The organism is Pseudonocardia asaccharolytica DSM 44247 = NBRC 16224 (assembly GCF_000423625.1).
Lineage (GTDB): Bacteria > Actinomycetota > Actinomycetes > Mycobacteriales > Pseudonocardiaceae > Pseudonocardia > Pseudonocardia asaccharolytica.
Genome location: NZ_AUII01000050.1, coordinates 1 through 15,124, shown reverse-complemented (window position 1 = coordinate 15,124; position 15,124 = coordinate 1). Strand labels below are relative to the sequence as shown.

The window sequence follows — 15,124 nt, the reverse complement described above, 5'->3', positions numbered from 1 at the left end:
CATTCCGTTCCTGGACTACCCGCCGGAACTGCGTCGCGTCGTCTACACCACCAACGCCATCGAGTCCATCAACTTCCAACTACGGAAAATCACCAAGACTCGCGGACACTTCCCGTCCGACGAGGCCGCGATGAAGCTCATTTACCTGGGCCTGCGGAACATCTCCAGCAAGAGGGGAGGTGAATCCGGAACCGGTACCTGGGGCTGGAAAACGGCTCTAAATACACTGGTCGTCCTCTTCCCTGGACGACTCCCACTGTGAGAGAATAACAACGTCAGTCACCCGTAGCTTACACGGGAATCGTGACAGGCTCTGGACCCGCGCCCGCGCCGGCCAGGACATCGACGGGCTGGTGCACCACAGCGACGCCGGCGCGCAGTACACCGCGATCCGCTACGCCAACCGGCTGCTCGACGCCGGCGCGATCGCCTCCATCGGCTCGGTCGGCGACAGCTACGACAACGCGATGGCCGAGTCCGTGATCGGGCTCTACAAGACCGAATGCGTCCGCCGGGACGGACCGTTCCGCGGCGTCGACGACCTCGAGCTCGCCACCCTGAGCTGGGTCGACTGGTTCAACAACAACCGGCTGCACAGCATGATCGGCCACGTGCCGCCGGTCGAGTACGAGGCTCTCTACTACCGTCACAACCAGCCCGCCCAGCAGCCGCTGGCGGGAGAACCGAGCCTCCACTAAACCCGGGGCGGTTCAAAGGGGTTTCGGGAGAAGGACCTCGCCGCCCTGCTGGACGCCGCCCACCAGCAGCTTCGCGGACCGCTGGTGCTGGTGTGGGACAACGCCACCGGGCACGTCGACGCGGCGATGCGCGCGCTGATCGCCACCCGGTGCTGGCTGACCGTGTTCCGGCTCCCGCCCTACGCCCCGGAGCTGAACCCGGCCGAGGGCGTCTGGTCGCACCTCAAACGCGGCCTGGGCAACCTCGCGGCCCGCACCACCGACCAGCTCGCCACCCTGGTCAGAACTCGCCTGAAACAGATGCAGTACCGGCCGGGGCTGCTCGACGGATTCATCGCCGCGACGGGCCTGACCCTCCAACCCCCGTAGCCAACACCCCAGCCTTTCAACCTGTGTACTGGCAAAGGCTCAGTAGAACAAGGTCCGCAAGTTGCGGGGTCGTTAGCGCGCTGAAGCCGTGTCGTCGGCGGTACGACGAACCGCTACTTCGTTTCGTTCGGATGGCTTGTGTGCACCTGCTCAAGGAACACCGTGCGGTCATGGACGTAGTACCAAATGCGCGCGGTGCCGGTCGCGGTCGGTTTGTGCTGCCATCGCTCGTGGGTGACCCCTCCGCGCTCGATCGTGCCAAGGTCGCCCTTGAGATGGTAGGTCGTCGGCGTCGTCGCTAGGGGGGCGCGCGTGAGGACGTCCCACGTCTCTGCCATGGAATTGCGGATCGTCCCGACGAGGTCCTGCCAGCCCTTCCGTGCGTTGGCGGTAGCAAAGCGGATCTCGTATTCGATCTTCTTCGGAGGGCGAGGCACCAGCTCGCCCTTCTTGGTGGCCGACACGATCAGGGACGCTCCACGGCCTCAGCAGTGCCGCCGTTCTCGAGCCACTCGAGGTCGGCTCGCCCGAGCCCGGCCGCGATGGCTGTGGCTGTCTCCCTCCAAGCCGTCAGCTCGGCGAGCGCCAGGTGCGGCTGATGGGTGGTGAACGACGCGCGCGCGGCGTCGACGAGGTTCTGTGCGCAGGTATTGCGATCAGCCTGCGACAGCGCAAGCATCCACGGGAACCCCTTGGACATCCGCTCGGCGAGCGAGCCGCTGTCGTCGAGGGCGACGGTGATGAGCTGCGCGGCGAGCTGCAGCAGACGCGCGCGACCATCAGCCTCGCGCTGCGACATAAGCACCAGCGACTCGCCGTCGCGGCGTGTCACCGTGACGGGGTGGTCCTCGGCCTCGGCGAAGACCTCCGCTGGGTGCTTACTCAGGTCCGAGGAGCGCCGGGTCGACGTAGGTACGTCTGCTGCGATGGCCATGGCCCAAGCGTATTCGGAACGTGTTCGGAAGTCCACCACGATCACGTCGCTCACGGCTTGACTTGCGCTCCCGCTGTTGATGGCCTGAGTGTGCTGGACTACCGGACGCCTTGTGGACTGTTGGTCGCCTCGGCTAAGAGGACGGGGCGGCGTCGCCAGGCTGACTGCTGATCATCGGCTCACGGCTGGTGTCGGCACCAGGCCTACAGGCGAGCGGGTCCAAGCCGCCTGGATGATCTTGATCCACGATCTGATCCACGAACTGCTGCCAAATAGCGCCTCTGACCCGGATCCGCGAGTAGGGGGCGGTCGCGACCGGTGGGATGACGATAGGTGCCCTGCTGACCTGCGCTGATCTGGTTGTCGAAGCCAAGATCGTCCGGGTCGAGAGGACACCTATCGGGTGGGCAGCGTACGCGGGAGACGAGCGCCCCGGACACGGGTGCGGGTCGGCGCGCCGGACGAGTCGTTGACCAGGTTCTCCGGGCTGGCGGCGGTGAGCGAGCTGACCGACCGGCTCGGGGTGATCGACCGGCTGGATGCTGCGGTCGGGCCGATCAAGGCTCGGGGGCGCGGGTTCACCGCCGGGCAGGTGCTGGTGGGGAAGTCCTCGCCGCGCAGCTGTGCGGCGAGGACTTCCTGGTCGGGCTGGACCGGCACCGCGCCGATGTCGCCGGGCAGGCGCTGACCCCGGTCCCCGGGCTGGCGTCCACCACGGCCGCCGGTCTGGCCCGCCGGCTGGCGCCCGCGCAGTGGGTGGTGGTGGAGACCGGCCTCGGTGACGTGCACGCCATCGCGCTGGACCGGCTGGGCCAGGTCGCACCGGGCCGGGCGCTCGCGTTGACCGAGAGCGTGACGATCGACATGGACACCACCGATGTCGAGGTCTACGGCCGGCTCAAGCGCGGGGTGGCGTTCAACCACCAGGGCCAGCGGGTCGGACGCCCGCACGTCGCGACCTGGGCGGAGGCCTCGGTGGCGCTCGCCGCTGACCTGGGCTCGGGCCGGGACGACCCGCGCGCGACCGCGTCGGAGTTGCTGGGCCGGGCGCTGGCCGCGCTTCCGGCCCCGGCACGGGCCGGACGGATCCGGTTGCGCGCCGACGCCGGCTACTTCGCCGGGCAGCTCGCCCGCGCCGCGCTGTTCACCGACGTGGAGTTCGCGATCGGGGCCCGGCGGACCGCCCCGCTGTGGCGGCTGCTCGACGGCGTGCCCGCCGACGGGTGGGCCGACGCGATCGACCTGACCGACACCCAGGTCGCGGTCACCGGCTACTGCCCCGACTGGTGGCCGGCCGCGACGCGGCTGCTGATCCGCCGGGTCCGGCTCCACCTCGACCGCGGCCAGGTCTCGGGCGATCCCCGGGCGCGGCGGCGCCGCACCCTGCACCCCGATCAGCGGGCGCTGCCGCTGGCCGAGCTCGCCGACGCCGACGCGGTGTTCGGCTACTCCTTCGTCGTGACGAACCTGGACGTGTCCACCGGCGCGAAGGCGGCCGAGGCGGAGCACTGGTACCGCCACCGCACCCAGGTGGAGAACCTGTTCCGCGACAGCAAGCACGGCGCCGCGCTGAACCACCTCCCGTCCGGGCATCCGGCAGTGAACCGGGCCTGGATGTGGGGCGCGCTGCGCGCCGCCACCTGCTGCGGGTGGCTGCACCACCTCACCGCCACCACCCGCGACGGGCGGCTGGTCGGGCACGGTGTCCGCGGCGGACAGGCCATGATCGCGACCCTGCGGCGGCGGCTCGTCGCCGTCCCCGCCCGCCTGGTCCGCCACGCCCGCGGCCTCACCCTGCGCCTGCCGCCCGGCGACGACCTGCTCGCCGAGGTCCTCGCCCGCCTCCGCGTCCTGCCCGCCCCATCCTGACCAGGCCGAACCCGGCCCCGACCAGCACCGGAACACGCACACCCGAGGCGACACTCGGGTTCTCGCGCTGCTCATCCCCGAGAATCCCGCCGAAAAGATCATTCCGAGCGCGCTGGGAGATCAACTCACCGCGTACTCGCGGATTCGGGTCTGAGCTTGACCCCCTGCGCCGGACACTGACGGTGTGGGGTCAGTGATCTTGGTCTGGCGGGGTGTGGACCGCTTCGTAGTCGGCCGGCGAGAGCATTCCGATGCTGGAATGACGCCTTGCCGGATTGTACCAGCACTCTATCCACTCGAATATCGCGTTGGCAAGCTCGGCACGGGTTTTCCAGGTCCTGGAGTCGAGTAGTTCGAGTTGCATGGTCCCCCAGAACGACTCCACCAATGAGTTGATGCTCCTATAGTTGTCAAGCCGCGAGAGCCAATTTCGATTCTTTGTGCGGGGCGACGAGGATTTGATAGATCTCGCGGATGAGGTGGCGCTTGAGGCAGCGCAGGATCTCCTTCGTGGTGCGGCCCTCGCGGCCGCGGCGCTCGACGTAGGCGATCGTTGGCTGGTGGAAGCGCATGCGGACGACGAGGATGCGGTGCAGGGCGGCGTTGGCCTGGCGATGCCCGCCGCGGTTGAGCCGATGGCGGGTGGTCTTCCCGGAGCTGGCGGGGATGGGGCAGGTGCCGCAAAGCTTGGCCAGCGCGGCCTCGCTGCGGATGCGTTCCGGGTTGTCGCCGACCACGATCAGCAGTTCGGCCGCGCAGTCCGCGGCGATACCGAACTGGCCGGTCAGCGTGGGTGCGGCGCGGTCGGTGAGGGTGTCGAGGACGCGCTCGTGGCGGCGGGCTTCGTAGTCGAGGCTGCGATGGCGGTCGGCGAGCGCGCGCAGGGTGTAGCGGGCGGCGTCCTCGGGGCCGTCCATCGACTCGTAGCGCAGCGCGCGGCGGGCTTCGAGGAGCTCGCGATCACCCAGCGGCTCGAGGGCTTCGCGCAGCTCGGCAGGGGCGTTGACCAGGACGGCCTTGAGCGTGACGATCGCCTGGGTGCGGGCCTTGGTCGCAGTGTCCTTGGCGATCTTGACCTGGCGGATCATCTCGACAGTGCCCTCGCCCGTCTTCGGAGTGGCGGTGGCCGAGCCGGACAGGACACTGCGGGCGGCGGTCTCAGCATCGATGGTGTCGTCCTTGCCGCGCAGGTGGCGCACGCTACGGTCGCCGCGGTTGACCTCGACGACCTGATCGCCGGCGCGACGCAGGAACGAGGCGAGTCCGGCGCCGTAGGAGCCGGTGCCCTCGATCCCGAACACCACCGGCGCGCCGTCGTTGTCGCCGGAGAGTCCGGTGGCCCAGTCGCGCAGCCGGGCGTAGCCGGCGCGGTTCACGGTGATCGTGGTCGGGTCCAGAACGGCGCCGAGCTGGTTGAGCGCGACCGCGACGTGGGTGTTCTTGTGGGTGTCGACTCCGACGACGATGCACGGCCGGTTCTGGTGCGGGATGCTCATCAGTGACTACGTGTCCTCTTTCCGGGGGGCGTGGTCGACAGCGCGCCGGGCGGGCGGACAGGACTGTGATGGGACCTGCTGAGATCAGGCTCCTATGAGGTCACTGCCCGCTCGGTGCGCCACCTGTGGCGGTGTCGCCCGGGCGGCCGACAGATCAACGCCAGGGCACCGAGAGGGCCAGTCGTAAGCAAGGGTCAGACCGACCAGGCGACGAACGCCAGTCTCACAGTCGTCGCAATCGCCGATCGATCCCATGGAACCGACGAGCCCGGCATCGACCAGGCGCCGGCCGAACGCCCACGAGGTCAATGGCGAGCCGTGGTCGGAGTGCAGGATCGCGGAGTAGCGGTCGGGGTTGCGCCGGGCGATTGCCATGCCGAGTGCGTCGAGGACGAGTTCGGTGCGCATGTTGTCGTCGATCGACCAGCCGACCACACGGCGTGAATAGGCATCGAGCACCGCGGCGCAGTACACCTTTCCTTCCAGGGTGGGATGTTCGGTGATATCGGTACACCACAACTCGTCCGGGCCGTCGACGTGGAAGTCCCGGTCGACGAGGTCGGCGTAGGGCTCGGCGTGCGGGTCGCGGACCGTGCAGCCACGGCGCCGTCGCCGGTAGAGGCCCTGGATGCCGGCCTCGCGCATCAGCCGGGCGACCCGCTTGTGGTTCACCACCATGCCGAGGCCGAGGGTGAGCTCGGCGTGTACCCGCGGCCACCCGTACGTTCCCCGGGATCCTTCGTGGATGGTCTCGATGTGTTTGAGCAGCAACTCATTCTCCAGAGTGCGGGCCGACTTCATCCCGGATCGCCATTCGTAGTAGCCCTGGCGTCGCACGCCAAGGACCCGGCAGGTCCCCGCGACGTCGAATCCGTCATCGGCGAGTTCACGGACCAGCGGGAAAACTAGTGTGGGAGGACATTCTCCCGGGCGAAGTACGCGGCCGCCCGCTTGAGAATCTCGTTCTCAATCTCCAGACGGCGTTTCTCCTTGCGGAGCTCGGCCAGCTCGCGTTTCTCGTCGCTGGTCAGCCGCAGCGACGATGAGTTGCCGTTATCGGCGTCGTCCTGGGCCATCCAGTTCCGAAGACACGACTCGGAGATCGACAGATCCTTCGCGATCGCGGAGACCGGTTGCTCGCCCAGCCGGGCAAGGTCCACGGCGCGACGCCGGAACTCCGGCGGGTGAGGTGCAGGCACGAACGACATCCTCCCTGGCGGACCGGGTCCACCTCAGGTGACGTGTCCGGTGCCAGGGGTCAAGCTCACTCAGCCACCGGTTTGGCCCGTTCACGGGCCAAACCGACAGCACGACGACGGAACTCGGGAGGGTGGGGAGCCGACACGACGACATCCTTCCCGGTGGCCGCAGCCACCTCAGGTCGGGTGTCCGTGCTCCGGGGGGAAGCTCACCGCCCTCGCGGCCGGCGCCACCAGCGCCGGCCGGCTCGCGAACCGCATCGCAGTCGCGCTCGCTGAGCAGCTGGGCTCGGCGGTGGTGGAGTTCCCCGGCGACCACGGCGGGTTCATGGCGCACCCGACGGAGCTCGCCGTCGCCCTGAAGCGTGTGCTGAGCCAGGGCGCCTGACCTCCGCAGGTGACCCGAGGAGCACTCGCCAGACAGGACAAGCCAGCCCCATAGGGGATCAGACCAGTTCCGAGTCGCGGACCTTCTGCATACGGCGTGCCATCTGGCGCTTGGCCGGTGGGATGTGGTTCAGCAGGCGCATCGCGGAGCGTTGCGCAAGGACGCTGAGCGGGCCGATCACCGGCCAGCGGGCGGTGCCGTTGTCGTTCATGAACTCTAGGGACTCCTTGACCGCGAGCGCGGAGTATCGGCGCATCAGCTCCTCGTAGTCGCCGACGGCGTCGTCGCGTGAGAGTTCGCCATCGCGCATGCGGACCAGCCGGTCGCGCAGCTCGCGGGCGTCGCGCAGCGCGGTGTTGGCGCCCGCGCCCCGGCCTGGGGTCATGGTGTGGATAGCGTCACCGAGGAGGGTCACGCTGCTGGGCTGCCAGGGCGGGACCGGTTCGGAGGTGCGGATGCTCAGCGCGAGGGTCGCCGAGGGATCCGAGGTCGCGACGAGCTCGCGCCAGCGGGGGTCCCAGCCCGCGGTCAGGGCCAGCGTGATGCCGTGCAGGTCGGTGGCGTCGCGGTCGAGGACGTCGGCAGGGGTGAGGCGCCGCGAGGTGGACAGGCCCCAGGACAGGTAGTCGGTGGTGTTGTCGTAGCGCAGCCCCGGCCACGCCTCGATCAACGCGGCGTCGTTGGCGCCGATGCCCTCCCGCGGCGCGCCGCCCTGCCAGGGCAGCCGCATCGCGTGCACAGTCCCGAACTGCCCGCGCCGGTCGAACAGCATCGACATGCCGTTCATCGCCCGCGGGGGCAGGAGGTGGGCATTGGTGTCGGCGAGTGCGACCTTGCCGCCGATGGCGACCAGGCCGGTCTCGGCGTGCCGGGTGTGCGGCAGGTACTGGCGGCGCACCCGGGAGCTGGCGCCGTCCGCGCCGACCAGCAGGTCCCCGGTGGCGGTGTCGCCGTCGGCGAAGTGGGCGGTGACGGTGCCGTCGGCGTGCTGCTCGTAGTGCGTGAAGGTCTTGTCGAAGATGAGGACGTCCTCCATGCCGGTGAACAGCACCTGCCGCAGGGTCATCCGGCTGACGTTGTAGTCCTTGTCCTCCGGGCGGTCGCCGCTGTGCGAGAGGTCGTCGAACCGCATCGCGAGCAGTTCCCGGAACCGTTCGGTGTACATCGTCAGGTAGGTGTAGGCGGCGCCCGTGGTGGCGACGAACGTGTCGAACAGCTCCGGTGCGAGGCACGCCTTGAGAGCACGGCAGCCGTTGGGCGAGATACCCACCCGATACCCGTTCAGGCCACCGGTGCGGGTGCGGTCGCGCTCGTAGACGGCCACGTCCATGCCGGCGCGGCGCAGCCCGTGGGCCAGGCACATCCCGCCGGTGCCCGCACCGATGATGATGGTCTTGAATCGTGTCGAGGACATACGTCTCCCCAGATGGTGGCGATGGTCGTGGTTGGCGTCGCTCGTGGTCAGATGTCAGCCGTGGAGTCGGACTGCCGCGCGGTCGCGAGCAGTTCCTCGCTGTTCCAGCCGAGCTTCTTGCTGCGCAGGTCGTCGATCAGGGACTCGATCCAGGCGATGTCGGTCTCCAGATGCGCGATCACATACTCGTTTTCGATCAGCACGAGCCGGGGCAGGTGCGCGACCGGGGCGAGGTCGGCGCGCAACCGGGACAGCTCGGCGCGCCGGCTCGCCAGGCGGGTCTCCAGCGCGTCGAGAGCCGCCTGCGGACTGATCATCGGCAGGTACGCCAGCGCCGCGGTGAACTCCGGGAAGTCCCGGCGCGGCGCGCTGAGCATCTCGACCGTCCACTCGATCGTTGCGCGCCGACCGGCCTCGGTGGCGGCGTAAACGGTGCGTTCCGGCCGAGCCGGCTCGCGTTCGGTCGCCTGCGGGGCGATCAACCCGTCGCGCACCAGCCGGTCGATCGTCTTGTACAGCTGCGACCGCTGCCCGACGTTGATCACCTGGTCCTTGCCGCGCTCACGGATCAACTGCTGCATCCGGTAGGGATGCAGCGGACGCTCCACGGCGAGCGCGAGCACGGCGAGGGCGAGGCCGGATCGCTGGGGCATAGTGTCCACGATACTAGTGTCCAGGACACTATCCAAGGCCGAGTAAGGCGACGGTCGGGTGAGAGTGCGCCAACGCCACGATGATCACGGTGTCTCTGGTTGCCGGTTTCGCAGAGTCCCCTCGTCAGTCATGAACACGAGACGACCGGCTCGGTGCAGGTGCTGGCGCTGCCGGAGGGGTCGCGTGCTGCGCCTGGAGAACCTCGATACGAGCAACGGGCCGGACCTCAAGGTGTGGATCACCGACGCGCCCGTGCTACCCGGCCGTGCCGGACGGGGCGTCTTCGACGACGGCCGCTCGGTGGACCTCGGCGCGCTCAAGGGCCACATCGGCAGCTCGAACTACCCGGTCCCGCCCGAGATCGACCTGGCCGAGCTGGGCAGCGTCAGCATCTGGTGCGACCGGTTCAACGTGTCGTTCGGCGCCGCGCAGCTCGAGGTCCGCCCGTCCGCCGGTCCGGCGAGGTGACCGAACGGATGCGGGTCGAGGGAGCCCACGGTCGTGGCGGCTGTCAGGGCGGGTGTGGTGGCGGTATGCGGTGGCCGTCGAGCTGGATCGAGGGGATGTCGTGAGGCCACGTCCGGCGGATGGTCAGGGCCGGAAGAGGCGCCAGAAGGCCAGGGTCATCTCGTCGGCGGACACCGACTCGTCACCGGTGACCCAATGGGCGATCACGCCGGTCAGCGCCCCGGCCAGATAGGCGGCGTGCACCTCGGGGGAGACGTCGTCGAAACCCTTGGGGCGCTTGCCTTCCCGGAACACCCGGACGAGCTCGGACGTCGTGCGCTCCCGCATCCGTGCCACGAACAGCGCGCTGCCCTGGGCCCCGAGCATCCGCCGGTACAGGGCGGCGCTGGCGGCCACATGCCCGAACAGCTCGACCAGCTGCTGGGGGGTCCGGTCGCGGGGAGCATCCTGCGGGCACTGCGCCGCCGCTCGCGCCACCTGCTCGACCGCGTCCTCCATGGCGTCGGTCGCGAGCGCGTTCACATCGGGGAAGTGTTGGTAGACCGTCGCCCGGTGCACGCCCGCGGTCTTCGCGACCTCCGACATGGTGATCGAGCCGATCTCCTTGCTGGCCGCCAGCTCGAGGATGGCGGTGCGCAGCCGGGCGCGGCTGCGCTGGGCGCGCGGGTCGTCCAGGTTCACAACCCCGATGGTATACGACACATGTCGGTTTACTGATCGACGAGTGTTGGTTAGTCTGGGGCCGTGCGAATCGAGATCTGGGCCGACGTCGTCTGCGCGTGGGCGTACATCGGCAAGCGGCGACTGGAGGCGGCGCTTGCCGATCCGGCCATGGTCGGCGCTCCGGTCGAGGTGGTCTGGCGGCCGTTCCGGATCGACCCGACCGCCCCGGCGCAGGCCACCCCGATCGAGGACGCGTACCGCGACCCGATGATCGACGACGCCCTGCGCCAGTGCGGGCCGGACCGCTCCGCCGCGGAGAACCGGGCGCGGGTTTCCGCGATCGCCGCCGCGGAGGGACTCGGCCCGCGCTGGGGAGCGGCCTGGCGGGCCAGCAGCCACGACGCCCACCGGCTCCTCGCCCTCGCCCACGAGCGTGGCGGGGCGGCGCTGCAGAACGAGGTGGCCGAGCGGGTGATGAAGGCGCACTTCATCGACGGCGTCGACGTCAGCGCGCGCGAGGAACTCACGGCGCTCGCGACCGCGGCCGGGTTCGCCGAGGGTGCCGCGCTGCTGGACACCGACGCCGCCGAGGACGCGGTGCGGGAGCTGCTCCTGATCGGCAAGGCGAGGGGCATCGCGTCGTCCCCCACCCTCGTCATCGGCGACCGCGCGCTCCGTGGCGCCCAGCCGTCCGAGGTGATCGTCGAGTTCCTCCGCGACGGAGGCGAGCGCCGCGAGCTGCCGGAGGAGGTCGAGCGCCTGCGCTGCGCCGAATCCCTGATGGACCAGCGCGACCCCCTCGGCGCCCTCGTCCTGCTCAAGCCCCTGTTCGGCGAGCACGGCGACGACCCCAACGTCCGCAGGCTCGCGGCCCGCGCCTACTTCGCCTCCGCGCAGCTCGGACGCGCCCGCGAGACGCTGGAACGGCTGGTCGCCGACACGCCGGACGACTCCTATGCCCGGCTCATGCTCGGGCGCACGCTGGAGCGCCAGGGCCTGCACGAGCAGGCCAGCCTGCACCTGAAGATCGCCACCGCCATGACCCCGGACTTCGCCTGAACCCATCCGGCACCTCCATGATCGACAGTTGGGAGCCCGGAGCCGCGCCGATCGCGGCTCTCGGCTCCCAACCGCTGATCTTGGTGGCGTCGGCACGGTGGAGCGGCGCACGGGGCGCGCCCGAACGCCGGAGCCGGTCAGCTCGCGCGCAGCTGGGCCATCGGCGCCGGTTCGGTGGCCGTGTGCGCCGCGTGCCGGGCGAGCAGTTCCCGGGTCAGATGCGTGTAGGCGCCGGGGTCGACCGGGGCGAGCCACTCCATGAACCGCCGGAACCGGCCGACGCCGACCTTGAGGTCCGCGAGCATCTCGTCAATGTTGTGCACCGAGAACGGGATGATGTTCGTGCCGCGGGCGTGCTTGCCCTCGGTGCGTTCCTCCATCCAGCGCAGCCGCTCGACGACGTGCGTCCGGCGCTGCGCGACCGGGGGCAGGTCCAGCCCGCCCGCGAGGTGCGTCGCGATCCACAGCGCGGCCACCTCGGCCGACAGCGGACTGAAGAACGACGAGTTGTAGCCGCAGAAGGTCAGATCCGGCATGTCGTGGGGCAGGATCTGGCGGTAGAGGGCGAAGTTGCCCCGTTCGTCGCAGATCCGCGACTGGACCTGCTCGTCGAGGAACGGCGCGCGTTGATGAAAGCCGGTGCCGCAGACCACGACGTCGGCGGCCACGACGCTGCCGTCGCCCAGCTCGGCCGCGGGTCGTCCGTCTCGCGCGAGCAGCCGGGTGATCCGGCTGTCGCGGCGCACGGAGATCGTGCCGTCGAGGACGCCCTCGTAGAAGCCCTCGGTGGCCAGGCTGACGGTGCTGCGCGCGATGCGTTCCAGGCTTCCCGGGGGCCGCAGGCCCAGCCGGTCGAGCTTGAGCTGGCGCACCACCTGGGCCTGGATGCTGCCGAGCATGCCGTTGCGCACGGCACGGCCGGGCCCGTGCAGGAACCTCTCGAAGCCGACCGGGGTGATGTAGCGGAACAGGCCCTCGCCGAGGCGGGTGAGCAGCAGGTACTTGTAGTTGACCACCCCGGCGATCCGTCGCGGCATCTTCCACAGCAGCTCGCGCGCCACCACGGTGGTCGACGACGCCACCGCCGCCAGCGCGACAGCGACGTCGCAGGAGGACTTGCCGTACCCGACGACGACCACCTCCTTGTCGCGGGCGTCCTCCAGCTCGGTGAACTCCGAGGCGTGGCACAGCCGGCCGCCGGCGGCGCGGAACTCAGCTGCGCCCGGGTAGTCCGGCACCGCGGGGTCGGAGAAGATGCCATTGGCGACGACCAGGTGATCCACGGTGTCCGTGCCCGCACTGGTGACAATCGTCCACCCGCCCCCGGCGCGGGGGGTGGCGGACACGACCTCGGTGTCCAGCCGCAGCATGTCGGTCAGTCCGAAGTGCTCGGCGTAGGACTGCAGATGGGCCTGCACCTGCTCGCCCGTGGGCCACTCCGGGTAGTGGCGCGGCATCGGGAAGTCCGACAGGGCATAGGTGCCCTTGTTGTTCTGCGTGGTCAGGCCCGGGTAGCGGCGGGTGCGGCTCCAGACCCCGCCGACGTCCGGGGTCTTGTCGAACACGACGACATCGTGTCCGAACGCGGTGAGGACCTTGGCGGCGGACAGTCCGGCGAAGCCGGCGCCGACGATCGCGATGCGCACGGGTGCTCCTACTCGCTGAGCTGGGGGATGGCGGGGACGGCCTGCTCGGGCCCCATCGCGGAGTAACCCCCGTCGACGGCCCAGTCGGCTCCGGTCACGGCGGACGCGGCGGGTGACAGCAGGAACGCGACGACGGCGCCGACCTCGCCCGGGTCGCCGACTCGGCGGGTGAGGTGGAACGGGGCGGCGACCCGATCGGTCTTCGCGCGGTCGCCGCCGGTGAGCTCGTCCATGATCTTCGACCATGTCCAGCCCGGGCTGACGGAGTTGACGCGAATGCCCTCGCCGGCCAGATCCATCGCCATGGAGCGGGTCAGCTGCACCAGTGCGGCCTTGCTGGCCGGGTAGACCCAGCGTCCGGTCTGGACGACCTTCGACGAGATCGAGGTCAGGTTGACCACCGCGCCGTGCGCGGCGGCGAGGTGCGGCCGGGCGTGCTGGGTGACCACGACCGCGCTGACCAGGTTGACGTCGAGCGCGCTGAGCCATCGCGGGCGGCTGGTGTCCGCGCCCTCGTCGAGATAGCTGCAGGCCAGGTTGACCAGCCCGTGCAGCGCGCCGAAGGCCTCGACCGCGCCGGTGACGGCGGCCGCGACCTGCCCGTCGTCGGTGATGTCGGTGGCGACGAACCGGCACCGCGGGCCGAGCTCGTCGACGAGGGGCTTCGCGCCGGCGGGGTCGATATCGGCGATCATGACGTTCGCCCCGGCGTCGTGCACGGCGCGGACGACGCCGTGCCCGACCAGGGTCGATCCCCCGGTCACCAGGACCGTGCGCCCCTGCAGATCGGTCATCGCTTCCTCCGGTGGACGGGAACCGGTCGCGACGACACGCCATCGTGACCACGGTGAGAATTGCGCAATGTCCGGCGGGCTGACTATCCTTCCCGCGCATCGCCTGTCCACGCAGCGCGGCGGAGGTGCAATGGCTGACACCGAGGTCCTGGCCGGGTATCGCCGCGTCCGTTCCCCGGACTTCGACGAGGCGCGCGAGCGCGTGGGTGAGGTCTTCTGCCCGCATCGGCTGGAGCCGCTGGCCAGGCCGCCGCGCTCGGGGGTGCGGTTCAACTCCGTCGAGCTCGGTGCCGTGGGTCTGTCCTATCTGTCCTACGGCGCGCCGGTGCGGATCCGCCCGCAGCACCTGCGGTCGTTCGTGCTGGTGCAGATCCCGCTGGCCGGTCGCGCCCTGGTGCGCACCGGGAGCCGCGAGGTGGCATCCGACGCCCGCACGGCGTCGGTGCCGGACCCGGACGCCGACCTGGACATGCGCTGGGAGCGGGGCAACGCGCAGTTGATCGTCCGAGTCGATCGCGCCGCGCTGGAGACACAGCTGCGGCGGATGCTCGGCCGCCCGCCGGAGAAGCCGCTGCGACTGGCCGCGACGATGGACCTCACGGCGCCTGCGGTCCGCTCGTGGCTGGCCACCGTGCACATGCTGCGCGCCGACCTGGACGGTCCCGGCGGGCTGCGCCACCCCGTGCTGCAGGCCCAGGCCGAGCAGCTCGTGATGAGCCAGCTGCTGGCGGCCCATCCGCACACCTGCAGCGGCGCGCTGCGGCGCGGGGAGGCCGCCCCGGCCCCGCGCACGATCCGCCGCGCCGAGCAGCTCATCGTCGACCACGCCCACGAGGCCCTCACGGTCGAGGACATCGCCGAGGCCGTCGGGATCTCGGTGCGGGCGCTGCAGGAGGGGTTCCGGCGACACCTCGACACGACGCCCACCGCGCGGCTGCGGGAGGCCCGGCTCGTCGGCGTACGGGCCGAGCTCGCCACGGCCGATCCCACGCGCACCACCGTCTCCCAGGTGGCGGCCGACTGGGGGTTCTGGCACCTCGGCCGGTTCTCGGGGGTGTACCGGGCCAGGTGGGGCGAGTCCCCGTCGGACACCCTCCGGGGGTGACCGCGCCCAGCGGATAGTCGCCACGCGGGCCGGATAGTCCCGCCGGTGCCGCGCTCCTAGTGAGTCGCGCCAGGAATCCGGTCAAGATATGCGGCGAGTCGTTCGAGGATCTCGTCCGCGGTCTTGGTCCAGGCGAAGGGCCGGGGGTTGTCGTTCCAGCTCTGGATCCACTCCCGGATGTCGCGTTCGAGGGCTTGGAGGTTCTTGTGGACCCCGCGGCGGAGCCGTTGGTCGGTCAGCAGCCCGAACCAGCGTTCGACCTGGTTGAGCCAGGACGAGTAGGTCGGGGTGAAGTGCAGGTGGAAGCGCGGATGGCGCTCCAGCCAGGCACGGACCACGGGCGCCTTGTGGGTGCTGTAGTTGTCGCA

The 15,124-nt window shown here is 70.2% G+C and carries 18 protein-coding genes and 2 pseudogenes; 8 read left to right on the top strand and 12 right to left on the bottom strand.

Translation table 11 applies throughout. The annotated features are described in order from the left end of the window. The 3 genes and pseudogenes from G567_RS33740 to G567_RS31270 all read left to right on the top strand — a co-directional run. Positions 1-262: transposase (locus G567_RS33740; protein WP_161631752.1), on the top strand; the 262-nt coding region annotated here is incomplete at its 5' end. An 85-nt stretch (positions 263-347) separates the two neighbouring features. Further along, positions 348-698 (top strand): annotated as a pseudogene (locus tag G567_RS34640) (integrase core domain-containing protein); the annotation flags it as partial. A 36-nt stretch (positions 699-734) separates the two neighbouring features. Beyond that, positions 735-1,067, top strand: a pseudogene (locus G567_RS31270) (transposase); the annotation flags it as partial. Between the two features lie 113 nt (positions 1,068-1,180). Here the strand turns inward: G567_RS31270 and G567_RS0124450 are convergent. Further along, the gene (locus G567_RS0124450) at positions 1,181-1,531 is read right to left on the bottom strand and encodes a hypothetical protein (protein ID WP_028931991.1); all 351 of its coding nucleotides are present in this window, start codon (positions 1,529-1,531) and stop codon (positions 1,181-1,183) included. A gap of 2 nt (positions 1,532-1,533) precedes the next feature. Beyond that, positions 1,534-2,055 carry a prevent-host-death protein gene (locus tag G567_RS0124445; protein WP_245585784.1) on the bottom strand — a complete coding sequence of 174 codons (522 nt, stop codon included), beginning with the start codon at positions 2,053-2,055 and terminating at the stop codon, positions 1,534-1,536. Between the two features lie 388 nt (positions 2,056-2,443). Here G567_RS0124445 and G567_RS0124440 point away from each other — a divergent pair, with 388 nt between their 5' ends. After that, positions 2,444-2,689 carry a hypothetical protein gene (locus G567_RS0124440; protein WP_028931989.1) on the top strand — a complete coding sequence of 82 codons (246 nt, stop codon included), beginning with the start codon at positions 2,444-2,446 and terminating at the stop codon, positions 2,687-2,689. Positions 2,690-2,760: 71 nt separating this feature from the next. After that, positions 2,761-3,870 carry a transposase gene (locus G567_RS0124435; RefSeq protein ID WP_147201352.1) on the top strand — a complete coding sequence of 370 codons (1,110 nt, stop codon included), beginning with the start codon at positions 2,761-2,763 and terminating at the stop codon, positions 3,868-3,870. Between the two features lie 190 nt (positions 3,871-4,060). Here G567_RS0124435 and G567_RS33735 read toward each other — a convergent pair whose 3' ends face one another. From G567_RS33735 to G567_RS31260, 6 genes are all read right to left on the bottom strand, one after another. After that, positions 4,061-4,255 (bottom strand): integrase core domain-containing protein, encoded by a 195-nt coding sequence (locus G567_RS33735; protein ID WP_084796427.1) that lies wholly within the window; start codon positions 4,253-4,255, stop codon positions 4,061-4,063. 25 nt (positions 4,256-4,280) lie between these two features. After that, positions 4,281-5,366, bottom strand: a complete 1,086-nt coding sequence (locus G567_RS0124430; RefSeq protein ID WP_028931987.1) for an IS110 family RNA-guided transposase — start codon at positions 5,364-5,366, stop codon at positions 4,281-4,283. 84 nt (positions 5,367-5,450) lie between these two features. Next, positions 5,451-6,263: an IS3 family transposase gene (locus tag G567_RS33730; RefSeq protein WP_147201353.1), complete on the bottom strand. Its 813-nt coding sequence runs from the start codon at positions 6,261-6,263 to the stop codon at positions 5,451-5,453. Between the two features lie 8 nt (positions 6,264-6,271). Beyond that, positions 6,272-6,565: a transposase gene (locus G567_RS0124420; RefSeq protein ID WP_028931986.1), complete on the bottom strand. Its 294-nt coding sequence runs from the start codon at positions 6,563-6,565 to the stop codon at positions 6,272-6,274. Between the two features lie 446 nt (positions 6,566-7,011). Further along, positions 7,012-8,367: an FAD-dependent oxidoreductase gene (locus G567_RS0124410; RefSeq protein WP_028931985.1), complete on the bottom strand. Its 1,356-nt coding sequence runs from the start codon at positions 8,365-8,367 to the stop codon at positions 7,012-7,014. Positions 8,368-8,414: 47 nt separating this feature from the next. After that, the gene (locus tag G567_RS31260; RefSeq protein WP_037058069.1) at positions 8,415-9,020 is read right to left on the bottom strand and encodes a PadR family transcriptional regulator; all 606 of its coding nucleotides are present in this window, start codon (positions 9,018-9,020) and stop codon (positions 8,415-8,417) included. A 184-nt stretch (positions 9,021-9,204) separates the two neighbouring features. On the opposite strand from G567_RS31260, the gene G567_RS31255 reads away from it, so the two are divergent. Then, positions 9,205-9,489 carry a DM13 domain-containing protein gene (locus G567_RS31255; protein WP_051233524.1) on the top strand — a complete coding sequence of 95 codons (285 nt, stop codon included), beginning with the start codon at positions 9,205-9,207 and terminating at the stop codon, positions 9,487-9,489. Between the two features lie 123 nt (positions 9,490-9,612). Here G567_RS31255 and G567_RS0124395 read toward each other — a convergent pair whose 3' ends face one another. Then, positions 9,613-10,170: a TetR/AcrR family transcriptional regulator gene (locus G567_RS0124395; protein ID WP_051233528.1), complete on the bottom strand. Its 558-nt coding sequence runs from the start codon at positions 10,168-10,170 to the stop codon at positions 9,613-9,615. Between the two features lie 63 nt (positions 10,171-10,233). Here G567_RS0124395 and G567_RS0124390 point away from each other — a divergent pair, with 63 nt between their 5' ends. Next, positions 10,234-11,211: a DsbA family oxidoreductase gene (locus G567_RS0124390; RefSeq protein WP_028931983.1), complete on the top strand. Its 978-nt coding sequence runs from the start codon at positions 10,234-10,236 to the stop codon at positions 11,209-11,211. A gap of 137 nt (positions 11,212-11,348) precedes the next feature. On the opposite strand, the gene G567_RS31250 is transcribed toward G567_RS0124390, so the two are convergent. Together G567_RS31250 and G567_RS35775 are read right to left on the bottom strand one after the other, a co-directional pair. Continuing rightward, positions 11,349-12,857 carry a flavin-containing monooxygenase gene (locus G567_RS31250; protein WP_037058065.1) on the bottom strand — a complete coding sequence of 503 codons (1,509 nt, stop codon included), beginning with the start codon at positions 12,855-12,857 and terminating at the stop codon, positions 11,349-11,351. Positions 12,858-12,865: 8 nt separating this feature from the next. Further along, positions 12,866-13,651 (bottom strand): SDR family oxidoreductase, encoded by a 786-nt coding sequence (locus tag G567_RS35775; RefSeq protein WP_028931982.1) that lies wholly within the window; start codon positions 13,649-13,651, stop codon positions 12,866-12,868. A gap of 130 nt (positions 13,652-13,781) precedes the next feature. On the opposite strand from G567_RS35775, the gene G567_RS0124375 reads away from it, so the two are divergent. Next, on the top strand, positions 13,782-14,756 hold the full coding sequence (locus G567_RS0124375; protein WP_028931981.1) for an AraC family transcriptional regulator: 975 nt from the start codon (positions 13,782-13,784) through the stop codon (positions 14,754-14,756). Positions 14,757-14,812: 56 nt separating this feature from the next. On the opposite strand, the gene G567_RS0124370 is transcribed toward G567_RS0124375, so the two are convergent. After that, positions 14,813-15,124, bottom strand: a 312-nt coding sequence (locus G567_RS0124370) for an IS630 family transposase (protein WP_028931980.1), incomplete at its 5' end; no start/stop codon positions are given.

Bases quoted from the DNA above. Each gene is read 5' to 3' on its own strand.
- G567_RS31260 (WP_037058069.1), bottom strand. From the start codon at position 9,020: ATGCCCCAGCGATCCGGCCTCGCCCTCGCCGTGCTCGCGCTCGCCGTG.
- G567_RS0124430 (WP_028931987.1), bottom strand. From the start codon at position 5,366: ATGAGCATCCCGCACCAGAACCGGCCGTGCATCGTCGTCGGAGTCGAC.
- G567_RS0124410 (WP_028931985.1), bottom strand. From the start codon at position 8,367: ATGTCCTCGACACGATTCAAGACCATCATCATCGGTGCGGGCACCGGC.
- G567_RS0124375 (WP_028931981.1), top strand. From the start codon at position 13,782: ATGGCTGACACCGAGGTCCTGGCCGGGTATCGCCGCGTCCGTTCCCCG.
- G567_RS35775 (WP_028931982.1), bottom strand. From the start codon at position 13,651: ATGACCGATCTGCAGGGGCGCACGGTCCTGGTGACCGGGGGATCGACC.